This window comes from Sphingomonas sp. SP2, assembly GCF_058313385.1.
Window position 1 is genome coordinate 1,101,401 of sequence record NZ_JBZFLD010000001.1, and the last position, 24,558, is coordinate 1,125,958.

At 68.9% G+C, this 24,558-nt stretch carries 29 protein-coding genes and 1 tRNA gene; 10 read left to right on the plus strand and 20 right to left on the minus strand.

The genetic code is table 11. The features are described from left to right. Window positions 1–33 precede the first annotated feature (33 nt). The 5 genes from AC4GYU_RS05675 to glpX form a co-directional block, all read right to left on the minus strand. Window positions 34–108 (minus strand) — tRNA-Glu (locus AC4GYU_RS05675). Window positions 109–148: 40 nt separating this feature from the next. Continuing rightward, window positions 149–1,900 (minus strand): single-stranded-DNA-specific exonuclease RecJ, encoded by a 1,752-nt coding sequence (gene recJ, locus AC4GYU_RS05680; RefSeq protein ID WP_491085919.1) that lies wholly within the window; start codon window positions 1,898–1,900, stop codon window positions 149–151. Continuing rightward, window positions 1,897–3,324, minus strand: a complete 1,428-nt coding sequence (locus tag AC4GYU_RS05685) for a PH domain-containing protein (RefSeq protein ID WP_491085920.1) — start codon at window positions 3,322–3,324, stop codon at window positions 1,897–1,899. The genes recJ and AC4GYU_RS05685 overlap by 4 nt, the downstream gene beginning before the upstream one ends. Then, window positions 3,321–3,821 carry a PH domain-containing protein gene (locus AC4GYU_RS05690; protein ID WP_491085921.1) on the minus strand — a complete coding sequence of 167 codons (501 nt, stop codon included), beginning with the start codon at window positions 3,819–3,821 and terminating at the stop codon, window positions 3,321–3,323. Before AC4GYU_RS05690 ends, AC4GYU_RS05685 begins: the two co-directional genes overlap by 4 nt. A gap of 30 nt (window positions 3,822–3,851) precedes the next feature. Next, a complete protein-coding gene (glpX, locus tag AC4GYU_RS05695) occupies window positions 3,852–4,823 on the minus strand; it encodes a class II fructose-bisphosphatase (RefSeq protein ID WP_491085922.1) in 972 nt (323 codons plus the stop codon). A 141-nt stretch (window positions 4,824–4,964) separates the two neighbouring features. On the opposite strand from glpX, the gene AC4GYU_RS05700 reads away from it, so the two are divergent. Next, window positions 4,965–5,387 carry a hypothetical protein gene (locus AC4GYU_RS05700; protein ID WP_491085923.1) on the plus strand — a complete coding sequence of 141 codons (423 nt, stop codon included), beginning with the start codon at window positions 4,965–4,967 and terminating at the stop codon, window positions 5,385–5,387. Here AC4GYU_RS05700 and AC4GYU_RS05705 read toward each other — a convergent pair whose 3' ends face one another. Both AC4GYU_RS05705 and AC4GYU_RS05710 read right to left on the minus strand, forming a co-directional pair. Further along, window positions 5,388–5,876 (minus strand): DUF2721 domain-containing protein, encoded by a 489-nt coding sequence (locus AC4GYU_RS05705; RefSeq protein WP_491085924.1) that lies wholly within the window; start codon window positions 5,874–5,876, stop codon window positions 5,388–5,390. Next, on the minus strand, window positions 5,873–6,025 hold the full coding sequence (locus AC4GYU_RS05710) for a DUF2256 domain-containing protein (RefSeq protein ID WP_491085925.1): 153 nt from the start codon (window positions 6,023–6,025) through the stop codon (window positions 5,873–5,875). Before AC4GYU_RS05710 ends, AC4GYU_RS05705 begins: the two co-directional genes overlap by 4 nt. 65 nt (window positions 6,026–6,090) lie before the next feature. Here AC4GYU_RS05710 and AC4GYU_RS05715 point away from each other — a divergent pair, with 65 nt between their 5' ends. Further along, window positions 6,091–6,657, plus strand: coding sequence for a hypothetical protein (locus AC4GYU_RS05715; protein WP_491085926.1), 567 nt, complete (start codon window positions 6,091–6,093; stop codon window positions 6,655–6,657). A 49-nt stretch (window positions 6,658–6,706) separates the two neighbouring features. Then, window positions 6,707–7,768, plus strand: a complete 1,062-nt coding sequence (locus AC4GYU_RS05720) for a calcium:cation antiporter (protein ID WP_491085927.1) — start codon at window positions 6,707–6,709, stop codon at window positions 7,766–7,768. On the opposite strand, the gene AC4GYU_RS05725 is transcribed toward AC4GYU_RS05720, so the two are convergent. Together AC4GYU_RS05725 and AC4GYU_RS05730 are read right to left on the minus strand one after the other, a co-directional pair. Next, entirely contained in the window at window positions 7,765–8,943 is a 1,179-nt protein-coding gene (locus tag AC4GYU_RS05725) for an LL-diaminopimelate aminotransferase (RefSeq protein WP_491085928.1), read from the minus strand. The genes AC4GYU_RS05720 and AC4GYU_RS05725 overlap by 4 nt on opposite strands. 38 nt (window positions 8,944–8,981) lie before the next feature. Further along, window positions 8,982–9,287 (minus strand): hypothetical protein, encoded by a 306-nt coding sequence (locus tag AC4GYU_RS05730; protein WP_491085929.1) that lies wholly within the window; start codon window positions 9,285–9,287, stop codon window positions 8,982–8,984. Between the two features lie 97 nt (window positions 9,288–9,384). Between AC4GYU_RS05730 and AC4GYU_RS05735 the strand changes: the two genes are divergently transcribed. Both AC4GYU_RS05735 and AC4GYU_RS05740 read left to right on the plus strand, forming a co-directional pair. After that, a complete protein-coding gene (locus tag AC4GYU_RS05735) occupies window positions 9,385–10,086 on the plus strand; it encodes a type 1 glutamine amidotransferase domain-containing protein (RefSeq protein ID WP_491085930.1) in 702 nt (233 codons plus the stop codon). Window positions 10,087–10,189: 103 nt separating this feature from the next. Then, entirely contained in the window at window positions 10,190–10,945 is a 756-nt protein-coding gene (locus AC4GYU_RS05740; protein ID WP_491085931.1) for a hypothetical protein, read from the plus strand. Between the two features lie 10 nt (window positions 10,946–10,955). On the opposite strand, the gene AC4GYU_RS05745 is transcribed toward AC4GYU_RS05740, so the two are convergent. Beyond that, window positions 10,956–11,585 (minus strand): trimeric intracellular cation channel family protein, encoded by a 630-nt coding sequence (locus tag AC4GYU_RS05745; RefSeq protein ID WP_491085932.1) that lies wholly within the window; start codon window positions 11,583–11,585, stop codon window positions 10,956–10,958. 242 nt (window positions 11,586–11,827) lie between these two features. On the opposite strand from AC4GYU_RS05745, the gene AC4GYU_RS05750 reads away from it, so the two are divergent. Continuing rightward, a complete protein-coding gene (locus tag AC4GYU_RS05750; RefSeq protein ID WP_491085933.1) occupies window positions 11,828–13,555 on the plus strand; it encodes a PHA/PHB synthase family protein in 1,728 nt (575 codons plus the stop codon). 51 nt (window positions 13,556–13,606) lie between these two features. Here the strand turns inward: AC4GYU_RS05750 and AC4GYU_RS05755 are convergent, their stop codons facing one another. Together AC4GYU_RS05755 and rarD are read right to left on the minus strand one after the other, a co-directional pair. After that, the gene (locus AC4GYU_RS05755) at window positions 13,607–13,831 is read right to left on the minus strand and encodes a hypothetical protein (RefSeq protein WP_491085934.1); all 225 of its coding nucleotides are present in this window, start codon (window positions 13,829–13,831) and stop codon (window positions 13,607–13,609) included. A gap of 44 nt (window positions 13,832–13,875) precedes the next feature. Next, entirely contained in the window at window positions 13,876–14,790 is a 915-nt protein-coding gene (rarD, locus tag AC4GYU_RS05760; RefSeq protein ID WP_491085935.1) for an EamA family transporter RarD, read from the minus strand. 95 nt (window positions 14,791–14,885) lie between these two features. Here rarD and AC4GYU_RS05765 point away from each other — a divergent pair, with 95 nt between their 5' ends. The 3 genes from AC4GYU_RS05765 to AC4GYU_RS05775 are packed head-to-tail and all read left to right on the plus strand — an operon-like array spanning window position 14,886 to window position 17,252. Continuing rightward, window positions 14,886–15,578, plus strand: coding sequence for a DUF4893 domain-containing protein (locus AC4GYU_RS05765; protein WP_491085936.1), 693 nt, complete (start codon window positions 14,886–14,888; stop codon window positions 15,576–15,578). After that, entirely contained in the window at window positions 15,575–15,934 is a 360-nt protein-coding gene (locus tag AC4GYU_RS05770; protein WP_491085937.1) for a ribose-phosphate pyrophosphokinase, read from the plus strand. Before AC4GYU_RS05765 ends, AC4GYU_RS05770 begins: the two co-directional genes overlap by 4 nt. 10 nt (window positions 15,935–15,944) lie before the next feature. Then, on the plus strand, window positions 15,945–17,252 hold the full coding sequence (locus AC4GYU_RS05775) for a metal-dependent hydrolase family protein (RefSeq protein WP_491085938.1): 1,308 nt from the start codon (window positions 15,945–15,947) through the stop codon (window positions 17,250–17,252). On the opposite strand, the gene murA is transcribed toward AC4GYU_RS05775, so the two are convergent. From murA to AC4GYU_RS05790, 3 genes are all read right to left on the minus strand, one after another. After that, a complete protein-coding gene (gene murA, locus AC4GYU_RS05780; protein WP_491085939.1) occupies window positions 17,249–18,532 on the minus strand; it encodes a UDP-N-acetylglucosamine 1-carboxyvinyltransferase in 1,284 nt (427 codons plus the stop codon). The genes AC4GYU_RS05775 and murA overlap by 4 nt on opposite strands. An 82-nt stretch (window positions 18,533–18,614) precedes the next feature. Continuing rightward, complete coding sequence (gene clpS / locus AC4GYU_RS05785; protein WP_491086888.1) at window positions 18,615–18,956, minus strand: ATP-dependent Clp protease adapter ClpS; 342 nt, start codon at window positions 18,954–18,956, stop codon at window positions 18,615–18,617. Between the two features lie 153 nt (window positions 18,957–19,109). Next, window positions 19,110–19,793 (minus strand): phasin family protein, encoded by a 684-nt coding sequence (locus AC4GYU_RS05790; protein WP_491085940.1) that lies wholly within the window; start codon window positions 19,791–19,793, stop codon window positions 19,110–19,112. 108 nt (window positions 19,794–19,901) lie between these two features. On the opposite strand from AC4GYU_RS05790, the gene gmk reads away from it, so the two are divergent. Then, entirely contained in the window at window positions 19,902–20,540 is a 639-nt protein-coding gene (gmk, locus tag AC4GYU_RS05795; RefSeq protein WP_491085941.1) for a guanylate kinase, read from the plus strand. On the opposite strand, the gene AC4GYU_RS05800 is transcribed toward gmk, so the two are convergent. The 5 genes from AC4GYU_RS05800 to AC4GYU_RS05820 are packed head-to-tail and all read right to left on the minus strand — an operon-like array spanning window position 20,537 to window position 24,549. Then, on the minus strand, window positions 20,537–21,232 hold the full coding sequence (locus AC4GYU_RS05800) for an ATP12 family chaperone protein (protein ID WP_491085942.1): 696 nt from the start codon (window positions 21,230–21,232) through the stop codon (window positions 20,537–20,539). The genes gmk and AC4GYU_RS05800 overlap by 4 nt on opposite strands. After that, complete coding sequence (locus AC4GYU_RS05805) at window positions 21,229–21,459, minus strand: hypothetical protein (RefSeq protein WP_491085943.1); 231 nt, start codon at window positions 21,457–21,459, stop codon at window positions 21,229–21,231. The genes AC4GYU_RS05800 and AC4GYU_RS05805 overlap by 4 nt, the downstream gene beginning before the upstream one ends. Continuing rightward, complete coding sequence (locus tag AC4GYU_RS05810) at window positions 21,456–22,127, minus strand: HAD-IA family hydrolase (protein WP_491085944.1); 672 nt, start codon at window positions 22,125–22,127, stop codon at window positions 21,456–21,458. Before AC4GYU_RS05810 ends, AC4GYU_RS05805 begins: the two co-directional genes overlap by 4 nt. Continuing rightward, on the minus strand, window positions 22,124–23,266 hold the full coding sequence (locus AC4GYU_RS05815) for an RluA family pseudouridine synthase (protein WP_491085945.1): 1,143 nt from the start codon (window positions 23,264–23,266) through the stop codon (window positions 22,124–22,126). The genes AC4GYU_RS05810 and AC4GYU_RS05815 overlap by 4 nt, the downstream gene beginning before the upstream one ends. Before the next feature lie 23 nt (window positions 23,267–23,289). After that, a complete protein-coding gene (locus tag AC4GYU_RS05820) occupies window positions 23,290–24,549 on the minus strand; it encodes a DUF445 domain-containing protein (protein ID WP_491085946.1) in 1,260 nt (419 codons plus the stop codon). Window positions 24,550–24,558 lie beyond the last annotated feature (9 nt).

A 24,558-nucleotide genomic window follows, 5' to 3' on the forward strand; every position in this document is an offset into this window, starting at 1 on the left:
GCTCTTCGCCGGCGACCACCGCGCGAAAGGCGGTGGTGACCCCTACGGGACTCGAACCCGTGTTTCAGCCGTGAAAGGGCCGCGTCCTAACCACTAGACGAAGGGGCCATGCGTTGCGCGGCGCTCCTAGGCGAGGCTGGCGGGACCGTCAAGCAAGCGCGGCATCTTCGAGATGAAGTTCCGCCTTGTTGCCTCCGTTCCAAGTGTCGCGGTGGACCGTTCCGGCCAGCCACAGCCGCCGGTCCGACGGCATCGACAGCAAGGCCGCGCCGAGCGGGGTCTCGGCGGCACGGAAGGCGATCCACTTGAAGCTCGCCCCGTCGCCGCCGCTGGCGAGGCCGCGGACATGGCCGTTGCCGACCACTCCGACCTGGAGCAGTCGCGATTCCCCCGCGGCGACCCGCGGCTGGGGCCAGCCGACGCCATAGGGGCCAGCGGCGTCGAGCGCGTCGCACAGGCCCGCCGCCACCCCGCGCGGGGCGCAGAGCGTGTCGAGCAAGAGCGCGCGATTGGCGGTCGCCACCGCGACATCGTCGGCAAGCCGGGCCGAGAGATAGTCGCGCAACGCCTCGACCCCGCCCGGCGCGACGGTCACGCCCGCCGCCATCGCATGGCCGCCGCCGCCCGCAAGCAGGCCCTCGTCCTTGGCCGCGAGCACTGCCGCGCCGAGGTCGACCCCGCTGATCGAGCGGCCCGAGCCCTTGCCGATCCCGTCCTCTCCGATCGCGATGACCAGCGCCGGCCGGCCGAACTGTTCCTTGATCCGCCCCGCGACGATCCCGATGACGCCGGGATGCCAGCCGGTCGCCGCGACGGTGATGACCGGCGCGTCGCGCTGGGCTTCGGCGGCGCTCAGCGCCTGCTCGAGCACCATCTGCTCGATCGCCCGCCTTTCCTCGTTCAGCCGGTCGAGTTCGATCGCGATGGCGCGCGCTTCCTCGGGGTCGGTGGTGGTGAGGAGGCGAACCCCGAGATCGGCGCGCCCGACCCGTCCGCCGGCATTGATCCGGGGCCCCAACGCGAAGCCGAGGTCGCGGCAGGAGGGGGCGGTCGTCAGCCGCGCCGCCTCGGCAAGAGCGCGAAGCCCGATATTCTGGCCCCTGGCCATGACCTTCAGGCCCTGCGCGACGAAGGCGCGGTTGAGGCCGTGGAGCTTTGCGACGTCGGCGACCGTGCCGAGCGCGACGAGGTCGAGCAGCTCGATCAGCCGCGGCTCGGGGCGGCTTGCGAAATAGCCGCGTGCGCGGAGCACCCGGACCAGCGCGACGCCGAGCAGGAAGGCCATGCCGACCGCCGCGACATGGCCGTGGGCGAGCCCGGTCTCCCCTTCGTCGAGGCGATTGGGATTGACCAGGGCATGGCACAGCGGAAGCGCGGCGGCGCACTGGTGATGGTCGACCACCACCACGTCAAGGCCGGCGCTGCGGGCCGCCGCGAGCGGCTCGAATGCCTGCGCGCCGCAGTCGACTGTCACCACCAGCCCCGCGCCGCGGTCGCGCAGCGCAAGCAAAGCGGGGAAGTTGGGGCCATAGCCTTCCGCCTGGCGGTCGGGGATGTGGATCATCGCCTCGCTGCCGAGCTGCCGGAGAAGCAGGGTCAGGAGCGCGCTGCTGGTCGCGCCGTCGACGTCATAGTCGCCGAAGATAGCGATTCCCTCGCCGCGCTCGACCGCATCGGCCACCCGCTCGGCGGCGGCGTCCATGTCGCGGAACTGGCTCGGGTCGGGCAGCAGGTCGCGGATGGTCGGAACGCGATAGCGGTCGAGCTCGTGCGGAAGGACCCCGCGTCCGAGCAGCAATTCGTCGACCAGCGCCGATCCCAGTTTCTCGTCCGATTGCGGCCGCCGCCAGCGCCACGGCTGGCCCGACAGCGACCTTTCGACCCCAAGCGCCATGTTCATGCCGCGTGCGATAGCAGCAGCCGGTGCAAATGACTCGCCTCTTTTCGCGGAAGCGAGGGGAGGCGGTGCCCGCTTGCGCTGCCGCCGGCGGTGCCGATCACCAGACTCGCGATCCCGAACCGCCGGCCGAGCGCATTTTCGGTCCGGTCCACGGTCTGGATGTTGGCGAGCGGGATGAGCAGGGTGCGGCGCTTCCACCAGCCGGTCCGGATCAGCAGCCGCCCGCCTTCGAGCGCGTAGGCGGTGCGCTTCCATTCGTGCCAGCGCAGCGGTCCAAGCAGGAGAAGCAGCGGGAAGACCGGAAGCAGCGCGACGCAGAAGCTGGTGACATGGGCCTTGTCGACGGCACGCCATTCGGTCGCCTCGTCGGGCAGCGGCCAGCCGATCTCACTTCCGATCGGCGCCAGTTCGTCGCGGGTTGCGAGCGGGGCCAGCACATGGTCGCTCTGCCCGCGTCCCCCCGCGCCGGGATCGCTGGCGAGGCTCTCGACCGCGAAGCGATGGAAACCGAGCCGCTCGCGCACCGGTCCGGTCCCGATCACCCCGACCTGCATCCGCCGGATCGGGAGCGAGACGTCGGTCCGGGTGAAGAGGCCGCGGCGCCGGCGCAGCGCCCGGCCGCTCCGGGTGAGGGTGAAGCCCCATTCGCGCGGCACCGTCCGGACGATCCCGGTCAGCACGCCGACCAGCAGCAGGACGATCGTCCCGCCGATCGCCACGCCATAGCGATGGCCGAGCACGAAGGGCCCGATCCCGCTGTCGGTCAGCACCATCCGCCAGAAGCGCCGCGAGAAAGGATCGAAGTCGAACACGTCGCCGATCGTCTGAGTCGCGCCGAACAGCACCGCGAGGATGGCGAGGCTGAAGCTCAGGAGGCTGAGCGTCAGCACGCGCTTCAAATCCATCGCGAACAAGGGCGCGGGCTCCTCGGCGCTCGCCGCCGCCGGTCCCGCCTCGGTCGAGACCACCCCGCCGCGCCGGCTCCGGACCCGTTCGCGAAGCGCCTCGGCGCGGGCCAGCGACACCGCCTCGAGCACGCCCTCCTCCTTGCCCGCGGTCGAGCTTCCGGTCTCGAGCGTCACCCGCGCGACGCCGATCAGCCGGTGGAGCAGCGGCTGCGCGATGCTGACGTCCTGCACCCGGTCGAAGGGGATGGTCCGGTGGTTCCGGCTGAGGATCCCGCTGTCGATCCGGATCGCGTCATGGCCGACCCGATAGGAGAAGCGCCACCAGTGGAGGACCAGCCCGGCGATGCTGACCGCCACGATCCCCGCGACGATCAGCAGCCCGGTCGCGGCATTGCCCTTGAGCGCGAAATAACCGCCCGCCGCGATCCCGCCGAACAGGTTGCGGACCGCCTTGCCGAACCCGCTGACCAGCGCGATCGGGTGGAGATGCTCGGCCGGGGCCTCGTCGGCGCTCACGCTTCGTCGGGCTCGGCCCGGATCTGGGCGCGGATCACGCCTGCCATCTCGGCCGCGCGGTCGGGGCTGAGGCCGGGGAGGGTAACCGTGCTGTTGTGCGTGCCGGCGGTATGGATGACGATGCTGGCAGTCCCGAACACACGGTCGAGCGGCCCGCGCGCGATGTCGAGATGCTGAACCCTCGTCAGCGGCACCAGCGTATCGCGGTGCCACATCCAGCCCCGCACCACCCGCAGCATCGCCGGTTCGAGCGCATAGCCGAGCCTCTGCCAGACCCGGGCCGGCGCCGCGACGATCGTCAGCAGCGCAAGCAGCGGCACCAGCACCAGCAGCAGCCCGCCCGCGGCGGTCTTCGCCAGGATCATCCGGTCGAGCACCACCGCGCCCACCACCAGCGGCAGCCACAGCATCGCCGTGTGGATCCGCAACACCTGGCGATAGCCGGGCTCGACCCGCTCGATCTCCTGCGCCTCCCCCGGCGCCACTTCAACTGTCATAGGGCAACAATACAGCGCCCTTCGGCAGCGTCAAACGTCCTTGCGATGCTCGCCGGCGATCCGCCGCACCGTGCCTGAGCTCGCGCGCATCACGATGCTCTCGGTGGTGATGCAATGCTTGCGCCGTTTGACACCCTTGAGGAGCGATCCGTCGGTCACTCCCGTCGCGGCGAAGATGCAGTCGCCGGTCGCCATGTCCTCGATCCGGTAGATCCGGTCGAGGTCCTCGATCCCCCAGCGATGCGCGCGGGCCCGCTCGTCGTCGTTGCGGAACAGGAGCCGGCCCTCGATCTGGCCGCCGACGCAGCGCAGCGCGGCCGCCGCGAGCACGCCTTCCGGCGCCCCGCCCGAGCCCATGTAGATGTCGACCGTGGTGTCGGGATTGGTGGTCGCGATGACCCCGGCGACGTCGCCGTCGGGGATCAGCATGATCCCGCAGCCGAGCGCGCGCAGCTCGGCGATGATCGAGGCGTGGCGCGGCCGGTCGAGGACGCAGGCGATAATCTCGTTCGGCTGGACGCCCTTCGCCTTGGCCAGCGAGCGGACATTCTCCGACGGGCTGCGGTCGAGGCTGACGGTGCCCGGCGCATAGCCCGGCCCGATCGCCAGCTTCTCCATGTAGACGTCGGGCGCGTTGAGGAGGCAGCCCGCTTCGGCGATCGCCAGCACGGCCAGGGCATTCGGCCCGGCCTTGGCGGTGATGGTGGTGCCTTCGAGCGGATCGAGCGCGATGTCGATCTTGGGCCCGCTGCCCTGCTCCGAGCCGACCTTCTCGCCGATGAACAGCATCGGCGCCTCGTCGCGCTCGCCCTCGCCGATGACGACCGTGCCATCCATCGGCAGCTCGTTCAGCGCCGCGCGCATCGCTTCGACCGCCGCGGCGTCCGCGGCCTTTTCGTCGCCCCGGCCGACCAGCTCGGAGGCGGCGATGGCGGCGGCTTCGGTCACGCGGACCATCTCGAGGACGAGCACTCGGTCGAGCACATGGGACGCGTTGATCACGGGCGGGTCTTCCTCCTGTTGGGCTTGGGGAGGCTCCTAGAGCCGAGCCGTCCCCGCGGCAACCAAGCGCCCCGCGGCGTCGTCCGTTCCGTCCGGGTAACGACGAACGCAGCCTATCGCGGGTCCGCGCGTTGGGCCCCCATGCGCTTCATCCTGCTCTCCCTTTCGCTTCCCCTCCTGCTCGCCGCCTGCGGCTCGGGCGACGATGTCGTCGCCGAGGGCGCGGCCGTCCCGACCCTTGCGGTGATGAGCGAGAAGCCCGGCGACTGGTCCGCGCTCGAAGGCATGGTCGGCCGCCGCCCGTCCGAAAGCGGGCTCATCGAGAACAGCCCGATCAGCGTCGATCTCGACGCCCGGCTCGGCAGGCACAGCGCCCGTTTCCGCGACGCGATGATGCGCGCGGGTCCGCTGGTCCGCGAAGGCGAGATGATGGTCGTGCGCGGGCCCGACAGCTGGCTGGTGATCGACCCCGCCGACCACAGCTTCCGCGCCGCGATGCAGGACCATGGCCAACTGCGCGAATGGCAGACCCCGGGCGCGAGCCTTCCCGCGCCCACCAGCTGATCACTCGTCGCCGGCGGCCTCGTCGATCTCGACCTCGTGGGCGAGCAGGGTCTTGCGGACCCGGATCGCCCGCGCCGCGACCCGTGTCTCGACGAGGAAGATGCTGAGCCCCGTTGCCAGCGTCACCATCGACCCGATGAAGAGGAGCGCGATCGCGGTCCCGACATGAAGGTTGATCAGCGCTGCCGCGAACAGCAGCACGACGACCGCGCACACCAGTACCGCCGAGGCGACCGTCGCCGTAATGGCGCTGCTGACCAGCCGCATTCGCCGGTCGACCGTGCGCAGTTCGACGATCAGACGGTCATGCTCCGCCCCGCGGCTGGCAAGGATCATCGGCTCGAGGCTCCGTCCGCGATCTACGATCCGGGCGAGGCGCGAGGCGCAGACGTTGAGGAAGGCGCCGACGCCCGCCAGCAGGAACACCGGCGCCACCGCCAGCTGGATGATCTGCGCGACCGCCGTCGCGCTCTCGGTCGCCGGGGTCATCCGCTCTTCGCCCCGGTAATCCGGCACTTGTCCGAGCAGTAGCGGACATTCTCCCAGTCGCGCTCCCACTTCTTGCGCCACGTGAACGGGCGCCCGCAGCTGGCGCAGGTCTTGGTCGGGAGGTCGGCCTTCTTGCGCATCGGCGGCATGCCCGCTTCATGCGGTCCGCCCCCTGGCTAGTCAAACCGATATCCCGACCGCATGGTAGCGGCCGATGAGCGACTTCGAGTTCCTGTTCGCCCTCTATGGCCTGCTTCTCGGTCTCTCGATCGCCGAGGTGCTGAGCGGTTTCGCCCGGAGCCTCGAGGAACGGCTGCAGGGCAGCGCGACGCTGAAGCTCGGGTTGCTGAGCCCGTTGCTCGCGGCTTTCGTGCTCCTCGACCTCCTTTCCTTCTGGGCCTCGGCCTGGCTGGTGCGCGACATCGTTCGGGTGTCGGGCGAAAGCCTGATGCTGGTGACCGCCTTTGCCGCGGCCTATTACATGGCCGCGCGGCTGGTTTTCCCGCGCGACGTCGAGAAGCTCGACAGCCTCGATGAGCATTTCATGCGCATCCGCCGGATCGTGATCGGCATCCTCTTCGTGCTGCTGGTCGTCCAGCTCGGCTGGTATGCCAGCGTTCCCGAGATCGCGCCGAAGCTGTTCCGCCCGGCCTCGCTGTTCCTGACCCTGCTCCTCGTCGTCCTGATGTTCCTTGCGATGCTGCTGCCCAAGGGACGCCTGCTCACCCTCGTCATGGCGGCGCTGGTCGGGCGCTACGTCGGGGCCTACCTGTTCTTCTGACGGGCTCTGCACCTTGTCATTCCGGGTCCGCGACCCTTAGTCGGTCGGGATGACGAGCCTCACCCACAAAGCCAGCGACGCCTCTCCCATCCTGGCGATCCTCGTCGTCGCCCTGCAGTTCGCTGGCCTTTCCTGGTGGGGCCTGTCGGCGATCGTGCTCGCCGCCACCGTCCTTGCCGCGGTCCATCATGCCGAAGTGGTCGCCGAGCGGGTGGGCGAGCCGTTCGGCACGCTGATCCTCGCGCTTGCGGTGACCATCATCGAGACGGGCCTCATCGTCAGCCTGATGCTCGCCGCGCCCGAGGGATCGAGCGCGCTCGCCCGCGACACGGTGGTCGCGGCAAGCATGATCATCCTCAACCTGCTGCTCGGTCTGTGCCTGATCGCCGCGGGCCGGCGGAAGGAGGAGCAACGCTTCATCCGCACCGGCGCCAATGCCGCGCTCAGCACCATCGCCGCTTTGCTGGTGCTGACCCTGGTCCTGCCCAATTTCACCACCAGCGTCTCGGGACCGGTCTACAGCTTCACCCAGCTCGCCTTCGTCGCCGGCTTCGCGCTCATCCTCTACCTGACTTTCGTCTTCGCCCAGACCATCCGCCACCGCGACTATTTCGTCCGGCCCGTGCATGGCGACGAGGTCGACGACCGCCCGACCAAGGGAATCGCGGTCCGCTCCTTCCTGCTCCTGCTCGTCAGCCTGGTGGCGGTGGTGCTGCTCGCCAAGGGGCTGTCGAAGCCGCTCGAGAATGCGATCGCCGCGGCCGGCCTCCCGCGCGCGCTGGTCGGTATCGCCATCGCCGCCATCGTCCTCCTTCCCGAAGGGCTTGCGGCGGTGAAGGCGGCGCGGATCGGGCGCATCCAGACCAGCCTCAACCTCGCGCTCGGCTCGGCGCTGGCGACGATCGGCCTCACCATTCCGGCGGTCGCGCTCGTCTCCTGGTGGCTCCAGCTGCCGCTCGCGCTCGGGCTCGATCCCAAGGGCATCGTGCTCCTCGCGCTTACCCTGTTCGTCGCCAGCATGTCGCTCGCCCGCGGGCGCGTCACCGTGCTCCACGGCGCCGTCCACATCGTGGTCTTCGCCGCCTACCTCCTGGTGACGATCCTCCCCTAGGCGCTCTTGAGGAGCTTCTTCACGCCGCGCGCCGCCTGGCGCAGGCGCTGCTCATTCTCGACCATCGCGATCCGGACGAAGCCTTCGCCTTCCTCGCCGAAGCCGACGCCGGGCGCGACCGCGACCCCGGCCTCGGCCAGCATCTTCTTGGCGAATTCCATGCTGCCCATCGCCCGGAAGGGCTCGGGGATCGGCGCCCAGGCGAACATCGACGCCTGCGGCACCGGAATGTCCCAGCCGGCCCGGCCGAAGCTCTCGACCAGCACGTCGCGCCGCTTGCGATAGAGTTCGCGCGTCGCCGCGACGCAGTCCTGCGGCCCGTTCAGCGCCGCCACCGCCGCCGCCTGGATCGGGGTGAAGGCGCCGTAATCGAGATAGCTCTTCACCCGCGTCAGTGCCGCGATCAGTTCGGGATTGCCGACCGCGAAGCCGATCCGCCACCCGGCCATCGAATAGGTCTTGCTCATGCTCGTGAACTCGACCGCCACCTCCTTCGCGCCCTCGACGCTGAGGATCGACGGGGTCGGCTCCTCGCCGAAATAGATTTCGGCATAAGCGAGGTCGGAGATGATCCAGATCTGGTGCTCGCGGGCGAAGGCGACGAGCTTTTCGTAGAAGGGCTTGTCGGCGACATAGGCTGTCGGATTGCTCGGATAGCCGATCACCAGCGCCTTGGGCCGCGGCACCGTGTAGCGCATCGCAAGCCGCAGCCGCTCGAAGAAGTCGGGACCCGGTGCCGCCGGGATCGAGCGGATCGCCGCGCCCGCGATGATGAAGCCGAAGCTGTGGATCGGATAGGATGGATTGGGCGCGAGGATGACGTCGCCCGGCGCGGTGATCGCCTGCGCGAGGTTCGCCAGCCCCTCCTTCGACCCCAGGGTTACGATGATCTCGCTTTCGGGATCGAGGTCGACCCCGAACCGCCGCTGGTAATAAGACGCCTGCGCCTTCCTTAGCCCCGGAATGCCCTTCGACGCCGAATAGCCATGCGCGTCGGGCTTGGCCGCGACTTCCGCCAGCTTGGCGATGACGTGCGGCGGGGGCGGGCTGTCGGGATTGCCCATGCCGAGGTCGATCACGTCCTCGCCCTTCGCCCGCATCGCCGCGCGCATCCCGTTCACTTCGGCGAAGACGTAGGGCGGCAGCCGCTCGATGCGGTAGAAATCGGTGTGCATCCGCCGATTGTGCCGCCCCTGCTGCACTGCGGCAAGGGTCAGAGCAGGCGCACCGGGGCAGGATTGCCGCGTTCGGCGATGAGCTGCACCCGCGCTTCGGCCCGGCACGCCGCATAGTCGTCGCCGAGCGCCCGGCCGTGCGCTGCCTCGAGGCTGGCGAGCACCCCGGCATCGTCGCTTCCGGCGATCCTCACCACCACCGCCTCGGGATCGTCGCCGAGCCGCGCGGCCAGCAGGCGGAAGGTCCGCGCCCGCAGCCGGAAGTCGAAATCGGCCAGCCGCGCCGATTCCTTCTCCTCCTTCTTCAGGAGCGCGCCGCGAAGGTCCCACACCATGCCCGTCATATGGGATGCAAAAGACCGTCTTAAAAGCGAACCGATCGCTTCCTATGTCGTTGAGCGCCGGGGCGGGGCAAAGACATTTCGAAAGACAGGCGCACCCATGAAGATACTGATGGTCCTCACCAGCCACGACCAGCTCGGCGACACCGGCAAGAAGACCGGCTTCTGGCTCGAGGAATTCGCGGCTCCCTATTACGTCCTCAAGGACGCCGGCCACGACATCACCCTCGCCAGCCCCAAGGGCGGCCAGCCGCCGCTCGATCCCAAGAGCGACGAGCCCGACGCCCAGACCGAGGCGACCGAGCGCTTCAAGCAGGACGAGGCCGCCAAGGCCCAGCTCGCTTCCACCGAAGTCCTCTCCTCGATCGACCCGGCGCAGTTCGACGCCGTCTTCTATCCGGGTGGTCACGGCCCGCTGTGGGACCTCGCCAATGACGCCGACTCCAAGTCGCTGATCGAGACCACGCTCGGCGCCGACAAGCCGGTCGCCCTCGTCTGCCACGCGCCGGCGGTGCTCAAGAACGTCACCGCGCCCGGCGGCGAGCCCTTGGTCAAGGGCCGCAAGGTCACCGGCTTCACCAACGAGGAAGAGGAAGCGGTGAAGCTCACCGACGTCGTTCCCTTCCTCCTCGAGGACGAGTTGAAGCGGCTCGGCGGCGACTATTCGAAGGGCGCGACCTTCAAGCCCTATGTCGTCCGCGACGGCCTCCTCATCACCGGCCAGAACCCGCAGTCGAGCGAGCAGGCCGCCGAGGAACTGCTCCAGGTCCTGACCAGCGCGCGCGAGCCCGCCGAGGCCTGACACCTCTCTCCTGGCGGTCCGTCCCCCCGGCGGACCGCCAGCCTTTTGCCTTGCCGCGACTTTGGGTTACCAAGCGGGCGGGCAAGAAACGGGGGAAAGTACGATGACGGCAGTCGCTGGCCGGCGTGGTCTCGAGGCCTATCGCAGCCTGGCGCTGTGGATGGTCCTGCCGATGGTCATCATGCAGGCCGGGATCCTCCGCGACTATTGGGGCGACTTCTCGGACAATGCCTGGGCCGTCCACGTCCATTACTGGACCGCGACCCTCTGGTACCTGTTCCTCATCACCCAGCCCTGGCTTGCGACCCACGGCCAGATCGATCGCCACCGCACCTGGGGGATGATCGGCTTCTTCCTCGCCGGCGGCGTGGCGCTGACCGCGCTTGCGGCGCTCGCCCGCGACATCGTCAACGCCGAGAATTCGGCGCTCCACCCGGACCAGTTCGCCGCCTTCGGCCCGTGGTTCTTCTATGGCATCGCCGCGGTCGAGCTGGTGATGATGAGCGCCTTCATCGTCGCCATCATCCAGGCCATCCGCCTTCGCCGCTCACTCGAGGACCATGCCTGGTGGCTGGTCTCGACGGTGTTCATCATCATGATGCCCTCGTTCGGCCGCGGGCTGCAGTTCCTCTGGATCATGCAGCTCGGCCCGAACGATCCGGTCGTGGTGCTGACCCCGCTCTACGTGGCGACCGGAATCATCATCGCCCTCCTGTTCTGGGCGGCGCATCGCTACGGCCGCTGGAACCACCCCGCGACCTTGCTCGCGCTGGGGGTCAATCTGTTCAACCTGCTGGTCGAGCCGCTCGGTCGGTGGCCGTGGCTCCAAGGCGCGCTCAAGATTTTGCTCAAGCCCTGAGGGCCGAGGCTCATTCCTGGTAGGCGGGAAGGCTCCAGCCGCGCGCGATCGCCAGCCCGCGAAGACCGAATCCCGCCACCGCCGCGACCAGCGCCGCCGGCCAGCCGACCAGCCCCAGAAGGGTCAGCCCGACCAGCAGCCCCGCGCTCAGCGCCGCCGCGGTGACATAGAGTTCGGGGCGCATCAGGATCGAGGGCTCGCCCGCCAGCACATCGCGGATGATCCCGCCCGCGCAGGCGGTCAGCACGCCCATGGCGAAGGCCGGCACCGGGGCGATCCCGAACGCCAGCGCCTTGGCCGCGCCATAAGTGGCGTAGGCGCCGAGCCCGAGCGCGTCGAACCACAGGAGCGCCGAGCCGGCGAACCAGCGGCGGCTGGTCAGCCACACCAGCAGCGCCGCGCCGATGCAGATGAGGAGCACGAGGTTGCGGTGCACCCAGAAGACCGGTGCCCCGATCAGGAGGTCGCGCAAGGTCCCCCCGCCGACCCCGGTCACCACCGCGAAGAAGACGAAGGTGACGAGGGTCTGCTTCTTTTCCGCCGCCAGCAGCGCGCCCGAAATGGCGAACACCGCGATTCCGAAGATGTCGAGCGCCTGCATCGCCATCGGCAGGGTGGGGGCGGGAAGATCGGGCGTCATGCCGGTCCCTCATGCCCGGACCGGCGACCCCAAGTCGAGAGGGCGGGGCTGCGCCGGACGCTCCACCGGGCGGATCGGCGTGAGGCTGTCCTACAGGCCCCTTTCTGTGCCATGCTTCGACTCATGCATTCGGCTTGTGCTCGCCTCCTTCCCTCAGCCTTCCGACCCGGCGCGGGAGAGGGGGCCGCAAGGACCCCGGACTGTGTCAACTTCGTCAACTTCGCCGCTCTAGGGCCCTGCGTATGACGAACGAGACGACCACGGCCTTCCCGACTCTCGAGGACTGGCAGCACTGGACCCTGGTCATCGGCCGGGCTCAGCAGATGCTCCTCGAAAGCTGGTCCGACAGCTGGAAGGCGGGGGAGGCCGCGCCCGGGTTCAAGCTTCCGCCCGCACCCGATCCGATGGCGCTGATGACCGCCGGCGCCGACGCCTGGAGCAAGGGGCTCGAGGCCTGGGGCCAGATGCTCGGTGCCATGTCCGACGCGGCCGAGCGCAAGGACAAGCGCTTCGCCGCGCCCGAATGGCGCGACCATCCGGTCTACGACACCATCCGCCAGTCCTATCTCGCCATCTCCGACCAGATGATGAAGTCGGTCGACGAGGCCGAGGGGCTCGATGCCGAGGCGCACCAGCGGCTGAAGTTCCTGACCCGCGGCGTGCTCGACGCGATGAGCCCGTCCAACTTCGCCCTTACCAACCCGCAGGTGCTGAAGGCGACCCTCGAAAGCCGCGGCGAAAATCTGCTCAACGGCCTTCGCAACATGCTCGACGACATGAAGGCCGGGCAGTTGGCGCAGGTGCCCAAGGGTGCCTACGAGGTCGGCCGCAACCTCGCGACCACCCCCGGCAAGGTCATCCACGAGACCCCGCTCTACCAGCTCATCCATTACGCCCCGACCACCGAGACGGTGTTCGAGACCCCGCTGGTGATCTTCCCGCCGTGGATCAACCGCTACTACATCCTCGACCTGACCGCCGAGAAGAGCTTCGTCCGCTGGTGCGTCGAGAACGGCATTTCGCTCTTCATGGTCAGCTGGAAGTCGGCCGACGAGAGCCTGCGCGACGTGACACTCGACGATTATGTCCTGCGCGGCCAGATCGACGCGATCGACACCGTTCGCGACCTGCTCGGCGTCGAGGCCGTCCACACCATCGGCTATTGCGTCGCGGGCACCACGCTCGCCGCGACCCTGGCGCTGCTCGCGGCGCGCGGGGAAGCGGGCAAGGTCGCCTCGGCCACCTTCTTTACCGCGCAGGTCGATTTCGCCGATGCGGGGGACCTTCGCCTGTTCCTCGGCGACGAGACGATGGCGCTGCTCGGGCAGATGTCGGCGGAGACGGGGATCGTCGACGGGCGGGTGATGGCGGCGACCTTCAACCAGCTTCGCGGCCGCGACCTTGTCTGGAACTATGTCGTCAACAATTACCTGCTGGGCAAGGAGCCGCCGCCCTTCGACCTGCTCCACTGGAATGGCGACGTCACCAACCTGCCCGCGGGCTGGCATCGCGACTATCTCGAGACGCTCTACAAGGGGAACAAGCTGGTCGAGCGCGGCGGGATCAGCGTCGACGGCACGCCGATCGACCTCTCGGCCATCACCACGCCGCTCTACATCCAGGCCGGGCGCGAGGACCATATCGCGCCGCCGCAGAGCGTCTGGAAGATCATGGACCATGTGCCCGGCGAGAAGCGCTTCGTGCTCGCCGGCTCGGGCCATATCGCGGGCGTGGTCAACCCACCGAGCGCGGGCAAATATCAATATTGGGTCAATGAGGGTGAGCCGAGGACGCTCGACGACTTCATCGCCGGCGCGACCGAGGTGAAGGGGAGCTGGTGGCCCGACTGGCTCGCCTGGCTCGAGAAGAAGGCCCCAGCGCGGGTCCCCGCCGCCGGCGCCCGAATCCCCGGCAAGAGCAAGAAGAAAGCGATCGAGGACGCGCCAGGGAGGTACGTCAGGACAAGATAGCCCCTCCCCCTTCAGGGGGAGGTGACCCGAAGGGGCGGAGGGGGCTTTGGCCTAGAGGATGCCCCCGCCCAGCATCAGCCGGAGAATGCCGACCACGATCACGAAGATGCACAGGTTGCGACCGGCCTTGGACCCGCCGCTCATCGCGCCGATCCCGGCCCCGACCACCGCCAGCGGCAGGATCAGCCAGTTGGCCCAGCCGAGCAACGGCAGGAAGGCGACGGCAGTCAGGACGAGGGCGACGAGACCAACGAGGATCGAGACGAGGTTCAGCATGGTGTCTTATGTGGGTAGGTCACGTGCGGATGTCCAGTGCCGCGTCATTCCGGTGCTTCGACGTTCGACGCACCGCCACGCAGCGCCGACAGGAGATAGATGATCGCCGCCGTCCAGATGCAGGCGAAGGCGAGGGCGTGGCTGGTGGTGAACGGCTCGCCATAAAGGAACACCGCGACCAGGAATTGGAGGGTCGGGGCGATAAACTGGAGGATGCCGAGCGTCGAATAAGGGAGTCGCCGCGCCGCCGCGGTGAACAGGAGGAGGGGGATGGTCGAGGCGATCCCGCTTCCGACCAGAAGCCAGGTGTCGGTGGTGTCGAGCCCCCACACCGGCGCGCTGCCTCCGCTGGCCCAGGCCAGCCAGGCGACGGCGGGAAGGAACAGGAGCGCGGTTTCGATCCCCAGCCCGGCGGTCGCGTCGACATGGGCGATCTTCCGGAGCAGGCCGTAGAGCGCGAAGGAAATGCACAGGGCGAGGCTGATCCAGAGGTGCGACAGCGCGCCTACCGCGAGGATCGACACGCCCACCCCGGCGATGCCCACCGCCAGCCATCGCGGCCGGCTCAGCGGCTCGCGCAGGACGAAGCGGCCGAGCAGGATGTTGGCGAGGGGATTGAGATAATAGCCGAGGCTGCCGGCGAGGATGTGCCCGCTGTTCACCGCATAGACGTAGATTAGCCAGTTGGTCCCGATCAGCAGGCTGGTGGCGAGGAGCAGCTTGACCGAGCCGGGATGGCGGAGCGCGACCCCGACCTCGCGCCAGGCCTTGGCGACGGTGAGGAGGGCGGCGAGGACCAGCAGCGACCAGACGATCCGGTGCGCAACGATGGCGACCGCGGGTACCCCGACCAGCAGCTTGAAGTAGATCGGAAGCAGGCCCCACATCGCATAGGCCCCGACCCCGAGGGCAAGGCCAGTGCGGGCGCGGTCGGCGGCGGGGCGGGAAGGGGCGTCCATCGGTCGCGCCTTGGCCGGGTCGCGACGCCATCGCAACTATTTGTTAACTAATTTCCCTGCTTCCGGAGATGGACGGGGGACAAGGCTATGCTAGCGTGAGGACGACCATGCAGACCGCCCGGCCCCTTTTGATTGCCGCCGCCCTCGGGCTCCTCGCCGGCTGTGCCGACCTCGGCCTCAATCGCGGATCGCCGCCGCCGCGTCCGACCGCGGTCGCGCTTCCGCCGACCAAGTCCGACGTCTGGCAGCAGGTCGCCAACGCGCCCGACGTCGATCGCCTCCGCCGCCTGCCGATGGCGTGGAGCGAAGGATTGGCCGAAGCGCGGGCGGGCCGCTTCGGGGTCGCAATCCGCGAGGAAGGCGACCTCCTCCGCCCGGGCGCCGCGCTGGCTCGTCCGGCGCCGACCCCCGGGTCGTACAATTGCCGGCTGGTCCGGCTCGGCAAGAGCGCGCCCCGGGCCCCGGCCCTCGTCCGCTTCAAGCCCTTCTTCTGTTACGTCGATGTCGAGGGCGAGCTGCTGACCGTGGTCAAGCAGACCGGGACCGAGCGGCCGGCGGGTCGCCTGTGGGAAGACGATACGGCGACGCGGCTCATCTTTCTCGGGACGCTGGCGCTTGGCGAGCGCGAGGCGGCCAAGGCCTATGGCGCCGATGCCAAGCGCGACATGGCCGGGGTGTTCGAGCGGATTGGCCCGATGCGCTTCCGGCTGGTGCTGCCCTATTCGATCACCGGATCGAAGGTCGACGTCTACGAGATGACCCCGGTCGCGGAACAGCCGCAGGGGTGAGCCTGTCGGACCCGCAGGAGGTCCGCGGCCACCTCCTCGCCGCCGCGGCCGCCGGCCATCCCTTGACCTATTCCGAACTGCTGGAGCGGCTCGGCTATCCCTTCAGCCGTCCCAAGATGCGCGCCCTGTGCAAGACGCTGGCGGTGGTCGACGACGCGGCCGAGGCCGCGGGCGAGCCCGAGCTGGCGGTGCTGGTGGTACGCCAGTCCGACGGGCTTCCGGGGCAGGGCTGGTGGATCTCGAGCTGGGAGCGGCATCGCTTTTCGGGCGAATGGACCGGGCCCAAGGCGCAGGCGCTGGTCCGGCGGCTGCAGGAGGCGGCATATGCCTATTGGCAGACGCGCGCCGATCCCTAAGCTCCCGCTCATGATCGCACTCGCCCTCGCACTGGCGGCCCAGGCCGCCGCCACTCCCGCCCCGCCCGTCACCGTCATCCATGCCGGCACCCTGATCGACGTTCCCGGCAAGGCGCCGCGGCGCAACGCCTCGGTGATCGTGCAGGGACGCAAGATCCTCGAGGTCCGCGACGGCTTCGTCGATCTGCCCGGCGCGCGCGTGATCGAGCTTCGGTCGAGCACGGTGATGCCGGGATTCATCGACAGCCATGTCCACCTCGCTGGTCTCGACGACCGGCTCCAGGCGCGGCTCCAAGCGCCGGTCCGCAACGACGAGGACGAAGCCTATACCGCGCTCGCCAATGCCAAGAAGACGCTGGGCGCGGGCTTCACCACCGTCCGCGACCTCGGTGGCGATCCGCCGACGGTCCGAGCGCTGAAGAATGCCATCAACAATGGCGCGCTGGTCGGTCCGAGCATCGTGATGGCGGCGCGGATGGTGTCGGTCTCGGGCGGGCACGGGGATCCGGCCAACGGGGTCAATCGCGAGCTGGCGGAGATTGCCCACGCGCATGACAGCAACGTTTGCAACGGGCCCGACGATTGCCGCCGCGCCACCCGCGAGCAGATCCGCGACGGCGCCGACGTGGTGAAGTTCGCCGCGACCGGCGGCGTGCTCAGCAATGTCGCGGGCGGGCTAAACCAGCAGATGGCCGAGGACGAGATGCGGGCGATCGTCGAGACCGCGCGGTCCTTCGGCCGCAAGACCGCGGCCCATGCCCATGGTGCCGACGGGATCAATGCCGCGCTGCGGGCCGGCGTCAGCTCGATCGAGCATGGCACCTTCACCAACGACGAGACCTTCCGCCTCTATAAGCAGACCGGGGCCTATTACGTCCCGACGCTGGTCGCGCCCGCCGCGGCCTATGCCGATGGCGCACGCGGCGCGCTGACCCCGGCGCAGTTCGAGAAGGCGAAGGCCGCGTTCGGCAATGCCGAGAAGAGCTTCGCGCGGGCGGTCCGCGAGGGTGTGAAGATCGCCTTCGGGACCGACAGCGCGGTCAGTCCGCACGGCCAGAATGCGAAGGAATTCGCGCTCATGGTCAAGAATGGCATGGCGCCGGCGGACGCGATCCGGACGGCGACGGTGAACGCCGCCGACCTTCTGGGCGTGTCGGACGTCGCCGGCACCATCCAGGCCGGCAAGGACGCCGACATCATCGCGGTCGACGGCGATCCGCTGGCCGATGTCCGCCAGCTGGAGAATGTCGGCTTCGTGATGAAGTGGGGACAGGTGTTCAAGCAGGGCGGCCAGCGGCAGCTGACCGCCGCCGACTAGCCCGCGCTCTTGCGCTCGATCGTCGCGCCGACCGCCGAGAGCTTCTCTTCCAGGCGTTCGTAGCCGCGATCGAGATGGTAGACTCGAAGCACCTCGGTCTCGCCTTCGGCGGCGAGGCCGGCGAGAATGAGGCTCATCGAGGCACGAAGGTCGGTCGCCATCACCTGCGCGCCGGTCAGCTTGGGCACGCCATGGACGATCGCCGAGCGGCCGCGCACGTCGATGTTGGCGCCCATGCGGCGAAGCTCGGGCACGTGCATGTAGCGGTTCTCGAAGATGGTCTCCTCGAGGAAGCTCTCGCCGTTGGTGCGGCAGAGCATCGCCATGAACTGCGCCTGCATGTCGGTCGGGAACCCCGGGAAGGGAGCGGTCGACAGGGCGAGCGGCTTGAGCGGCCCGTCGGCGCTGACCTTGATACCCTTGTCGTGGAATTCGACGATCAGGCCGCACTGGGCGAGCGCATTGGTAGTCGCCAGCATATCCTCTGGGCGCGCGCCAATGAGGTCGAGGCTGCCGCCGGTGATTCCGGCCGCGCAGGCGTAGCTGCCCGCTTCGATCCGGTCCGGCATGACCGCATAGGTGCAGCCGTGCAGGCTATCGACGCCGTCGATGATGAGGTGGGACGACCCGATGCCGTCGATCCGGGCGCCCATCGCGACCAGCAGGTTGCAGAGATCGACGATCTCGGGTTCGCGGGCGGCGTTGAAGAGCTGGCTTCGACCGTTGGCCGTGGCGGCGGCCATCAAAGCATTTTCGGTCGCGCCGACCGAGACCACCGGGAAGCTGTAGTCGCCGCCCGAGATGCGGCCCTTGGGCGCGCTCGCCTTCACATAGCCGGCGGCAAGCTCGATCTCGGCGCCGAGGGCTTCGAGTGCTCGGAGGTGAAGGTCGATCGGCCGGTCGCCGATCGCGCAGCCGCCCGGCAGCGACACGGTCGCCTCCCCTTCGCGGGCGAGCATCGGCCCGAGCACGAGGATCGACGCCCGCATCCGGCGAACCATGTCGTAGGGCGCGACGGTCGAGGCGATCTCGGCGGCCTGAAGCGTCATCCGCCGACCGAACTCGCCCTTCTTCACGCCCTCGATCTTGGTCGACACGCCAAGCCCGTTGAGAAGGTGGCCGAAGCTGTCGACGTCGGCGAGACGCGGCAGGTTGGTCAGCGTGAGCTTGTCGGCGGTAAGGAGGGCACAGGGCAGCAAGGTGAGCGCACTGTTCTTGGCGCCGGAAATGGGGATTGCGCCTTCGAGGCGAGTCCCGCCCTGGATGAGGATGGAGTCCATTTTGCGCCTTTAGGGCTTCGTTCCGGGGGTGCAAGGGGCGCGACGCCGGGAGCGGGCCGCTGGCGCTATCGCCCAGGCGGGCTCAGGCCTTTTCGAGCGTGCACTGCAAGGGATGCTGGTTTTCCCGCGCAAAGTCGGTGACCTGACTGACCTTGGTCTCGGCGACTTCGTAGGTGAAGACGCCGCAGACGGCGACGCCCTGCTGGTGGACCTGGAGCATGACCCGGGTCGCGTCCTCGATCCCCATGTTGAAGAAGCGCTGCAGGCATAGGACGACGAACTCCATCGGAGTATAATCGTCGTTGAGCATGAGCACCTTGTAGTTGCTCGGCTTGCGGGTGCGCGGCCGGGTGCGGGTGACGACCCCGCGCTCGATCTCCTCGACCCCGTCGCCCTTTCCGGGGACGTCGTCTTCGCCGGCCATGATGATGCGTTGAACCATTATGCCCTTAGATAGTGGAGGGGGCGCAGGCTTGCCAAGGCGGACATGCGACGGTGTGCCGCCTTAAAACGATGGCGGCCGCCCCTTGGTACGCAAGGGGCGGCCGCGCTGAAGTGCCTGACAGGAGGAGGGTTATCAGGCAGTCAGTTCGTTGATCTTCTCGGCGCTGACCGCGGCGCGGTTCTGCAGCGGCTGGATCGCCTCGCCGGCAAGCTTGACGGTCGCCTCGGTCAGCTGGCTGAAGCTGGCGACGACGCGGTCGAAGTTCTGCTTGGCGATCTCGCTCTGGAGCTGGAAGAATTCGCTCGGGCTCTGGGCCTGGGCGAGGCTCTTGAACTCGGCGACATTCTGCTCGAGGCCTTCGCGGGTGCGCTGAAGGGCATCCTCGCCGACGCTCTTGGCACCGGTCGCGGCGATCTTGCCGGCTTCGACGACGGCTTCGACATTGGCACGGGCCAGGTCAGCCAGTTCCTCGGCGGCGCGGCGGCTCTTCTCGAGCGCTTCCTGGCCACGGCTGCCGGCTTCGGCGAACATGGTCTGGAAACGGTCGGCGCCCGGGAGGTTCGCGAAGGCCTGGAAATTGGTCCAGTTGGTCGGATCGAAGTTCACGGCAAATTCCTTCTGTTCGGTGGCGGGCGCTGCGATCTTCGCGGCGCGCGGCTTACTGGTGACGCCGGCGGCCTTGCGGGCCCGCGGCTTGCGCTCGGTCTTCACCCGGCGGGCGTTGACCTTCTTCACGGCGTCGACGACGGCAGTCTCCACCGCTTCGACAGTCTCGGTGACGGCTTCGATGCCGTCGGTGACGATGTTGTCGCTCATGATATTTCCCTTGTTGCAGTGCACAATATAGTGCGCCGCACAATTTTGCAAGGGTTTGTTCGCACCTGCAGCATTGACGGTGGGGGCGGGCTCGCGGCAAGAGCGCGCATGGACCAAGCTCAGCGCACCCGCCGCGGCCTCCTCATCGTGCTCTCATCGCCTTCGGGTGCCGGCAAGTCGACCATCAGCAGGATGCTGCTGAAGGCCGATCCCGAAGTGACCATGTCGATTTCGGCGACGACCCGGCCGATGCGCCCGGGCGAACGCGACGATGTGGATTATCATTTCGTCGATCCCGCCCAGTTCGAGCAGCTGATCGAGGAAGGCGAATTCGTCGAATGGGCGCCGGTGTTCGATCACCTCTACGGAACCCCCAAGGCGCCGGTGAAGGCGGCGCTCAAGGCCGGGCGGGACATCCTCTTCGACATCGACTGGCAGGGGACGCAGCAGCTTCACGCCGCGATGGGCGAGGATCTTGTGCGGATCTTCATTCTCCCGCCCTCAATGACCGAACTGGAGCGGCGCCTGACCGCGCGCGGGACCGACAGCCCGGAGGTCGTCGCCTCGCGGATGGCGCGGGCGGCGAGCGAGATCAGCCACTGGGCCGAATATGATTATGTGCTGGTCAACCGCAGCACCGACGATTGCCTCGCGCAGGTCCAGGCGATCGTCGCGGCCGAGCGGCTGAAGCGGCAGCGCCAGCTCGGCCTCGTGCCCTTCGTCCGCGATCTGGTCGCCGGGCGCTAGGCCCGGAGCAGGGCGAGGAAGGTGGCGCCGGCGGTGAAGTCGGCCTGCCGGGCGGCGAGCGCCTTCTCGGCTTCGGCGTCGCTTCCCCACTGATCGAGCTGCCAGCGTTCATCGACGGTGACCGCCGCCCAGGCATCGTCCGGCGATGTCGCTTCCTCGAGCAGGGCCAGCGCGGCGACCAGCGAGCCGCCGACCGTCACGAGCGGCGACATGCCCGCCAGCGTGAAGGGATCGAGCGCCCGGACCGCATGGCCGAGGCGCTCGATCGTCGCGCCGGGCTGGTCGACGGGGGCCACGCCCTCGGTGACCACGAAGTCGACGTCGTAGCGGCGGCGGGCCCAGTGCAGCAGCGGATCCCAGGCCGAAGCCTGGGCGGCGACGAGGCCGCGGGGATGGTCGGCGCGATAGCAGAAGAGGTCGTTGGCGGCGTAGCGGGCGAGGCCGGCGGCGAAGGCGTCGGCGGCCGGTGCGACCCGGTCGATCGCGGCATTGGCAAGACCCGTCAGCGGCATCTTGCGCGGGTCGATCTCCTCGCCGGCATCGCGCCATTCGCCAGCGACGGCTTGCGCGAGGGCGGCGTTCGCTAGCCGAAGCGGCGCACGGGCAGGGGTCTGGACCGGGCGGCCGTCGAGCTCGATCCGCCAGCCGTCATCGCCCGCGATGGCGGCGACATCCTTCCAGAAGCGCTTCACTTGCGGTCGGCCTTTTCCCACGACTGGCGGAGGAGGACGGGGCCGAGCAGCGCCTCGACGAGCCCGCATCCGATCACCACCATGCCAAGCGCGAGGTCGCCGTCCGGCTGGACGAGGTCGCTGAAGGTGATCGCCATGCCGATCAGGAACAGGGCGAGGCCCGATATCCGAAGAAGCGCGAAGATCCGGAAGCGTTTGGCCCAGAGGGCATCCTGCTGCTCGCTCATGCCGTCACCGTCACCAGTTGCTCGGCCTGGTCGAAGACCTCGGCCGGCGCGGCGGCCAGGCGGTCGGCACCCGCGGCGCGCAGTTCCTCGGCGTCATGATAGCCCCACAGCGCCCCGATCGCGTGCATGCCGGCGCTCTTCGCCATGCCCATGTCCCAGCCAGTGTCACCGATCACGACGCACTGCTCCGGGGCAGCGCCGCACTCGGCCATGGCCTGGAGGGCCATCGACGGATGGGGCTTGGACGGGTGGCGATCAGCGGTCTGGAGCGACAGGAAGCGGGCATGGATGCCGTGGCTCGTCAGGCAGTGGCGAAGCCCCCGGTCCGACTTGCCGGTGGCCACCGCGAGCAGCCAGCCGCTCGCCTCGAGCCGGTCGAGCAGTTCGAGAATGCCGTCGAACAAGGGCTCCTCGACCTGCGATTGCCCGCGGAGGGTGACGAAGCCCTGCTTGTAGGTCTCGGACATGGCGCGATGCGTGTCGCCGTCGAGGTCGGGGGCAAGCGCGGCCATCGCCTCCACCAGCGATAGGCCGATGACCTTCTGCGCCTCCTGGCGCGGAGGCAGCGGAATGCCATGGGCATCGAAGGCCATGCCGAGCGCGCGATGGATGGTCCCGCCCGAATCGACGAGCGTCCCGTCGCAGTCGAAGATGGCGCAGCGGATCATCGGCGGCCCTTGGGCGGGCTCTTGGCGCGGGTCCCGCGGGCAGGGGTCGAGGCCCCGCGCGAGCGCCGTTCGCCCTTGCGTTCCTTGCGCGCGGTCTTGGCCGCGGCCGCCACGCGGCGAGCCTTTACCACCTTATCCTTGGCCGGATCCGGCCGATCGAGCGGCATGTTATCGCCGGCCCTGGTCTCGAACCCGAGGGTGGCGAGACTTTCGGCGAAATGACCGGGAAGCTCGGCCGAGACGTCGATCTCCTTGTTGCCGGGCGCGTCGATCTTGAGGCGGCGGGCGTGAAGATGGAGCTTGCGGCTGATCCCGCCGGTCAGGAAGGCATCGGCGCCGCCATATTTCGCGTCGCCGACGATCGGATGGCCGAGATAGGCCATGTGGGCGCGCAGCTGGTGGGTGCGGCCCGTCAGCGGCTGCAGCTCGACCCAGGCCGCGCGGGTGCCGGCGCGGTCGATTACCCGCCAGCGGGTGCGGGCGGCCTGGCCCTCCTCGCTGACATGCATCTTCTCGCCGCCGGTGCCGGGCTGCTTGGCGAGCGGCGCGTCGATCAGGCCTTCGTCCTGCCCGAGGTCGCCGACGACGATCGCCCAATAGACCTTGCGCGCCGTGCGGCCCGAGAAGCTCTTGGAGAAATAGGCCGCCGAGCGGGCCGAGCGGGCGACGAGGAGCACGCCGCTGGTGTCCTTGTCGAGGCGGTGGACCAGCTTGGGGCGATTGCCCATTTCGTCGGCGAGGCCATCGAGCAGGCGGTCGAGATGCTGGTCGGTCTTGGTTCCGCCCTGGGTGGCGAGGCCCGGAGGCTTGTTGAGCACGAAGGCGTCGGGAGTCGCCTCGATCACCATCTCCTGGACGAACAGGCGCTCGTCCTCGGTCAGCGGCTCGAGCTGGCGCTGGGGCCTTCCGCTGCGCTCGGGGGTCTGGTCGGCCGGCGGGATGCGGATGATCTGCCCGGTCTGAATCCGGTCGCCCGGCGTCGCCTTCCGGTCGTCGAGCCGAAGCTGGCCCGTCCGAGCCCAGCGCGAGACGAGGTTGAAGCTGACTTCCTCGCCCATGTGGCGCTTGAACCAGCGGTCGAGGCGGATGCCATCGTCGTCCGGGGAGACGGTGAAGGAGCGGGTTTCGGCCGACGTCATGGCGCGCCCCCTAGCCGGTCGGGCTAGATGGAGTCGAGGACATGGAGCGCGAGACCGACCAGTCCGCCGACGATGGTGCCGTTGATTCGGATATACTGAAGGTCGCGGCCGACGGCGGATTCGAGCCGTTCGGTGACCGTCTTCGCGTCCCAGCCGCGGATGGTATCGCTGACGAGGCTGACGATCGACCCGCCGTAGCTGGACGCCATGCCCGCGACCGCGCGGCGGACGAACTGGTTGACCGCCTGGCGGATGCGAGGATCGCCCTCGAGGGTCGCGCCGGCCGAGCGCAGGACCTCGCCCATCCGGCCCGCCATGGCCGCGTCGGGATCGCGCGCGGCGGCAATGACCGCGGCCCGTCCGCGCTGCCACAGTCGGTCGAGCCACTGGGCGACCGATCGGTTGGCGAGCAGCTCTTCCTTCCACGCCTCGACCCGGGCCCGGGTCTCGGGCTTGTGCTGGAGATCGTGGGCGAGCTGGCCGAGCGCTTCGACCGTCTTCTCGCGGACGGGATGGTCGGGGTCGGTGCTCATCTCGACGGTGAGCTTGCGCAGGCCGTCGAGGATCGCGTCGGAGAGTTTCTCGTCGAGCGCGGCGAGGCGAAGCACCCAGCTGGCGCGATTCTTGACCATCTCCCGGATCAGCGGCTCGTTGGCGTCGAGTGCACGGGCAAGCGCGCGGATCGCCGCCTCGAGCATCGGCACATGGCGATTGTCCTCGATCGCCGAGGCGAGGGCCGCGCCGAGTAGGGGAGAGACTTCGGTCTTGGCCAGACGCGCGGAGATAGCACCCTTGACGATCCCGCCGAGCCGTTCGTCGTCGAGGCCTTCGAACAGGTCGGCGATGAGGCGCGAGGCGCCGCGGCGGATGCGATTGCCCTCGCCGCTCGGGGTGCGAAGGAAACGGCCCGCCGCGCTGGCGACGTCGATCCCGCGCATGCGCCGTGCAACCACGCGCGCGACGAGGAAATTGTCGCGGATGAAGCCGGCAAGGGCGAGACCGATCCGGTCCTTGTTGCGCGGGATGATGGCGGTGTGGGGGATCGGCAGCCCGAGCGGATGGCGAAAGAGCGCGGTCACGGCGAACCAGTCGGCGAGCCCGCCGACCATCGCTGCCTCGGCGAACGCCTTGACGAAGCTGAGCCAGGGATAACGCGGTTCCAGCGCGCGCGTCCCGGCATAGAGCAGGGCCATGACGACCAGCAGGCCGGTCGCCACCAGCTTCATGCCGGCGGCGCCGGGCTGGGCCGGGTTAAAGCGGGTAAGCGGTCCGGTACGTGTCATCCGAACCGC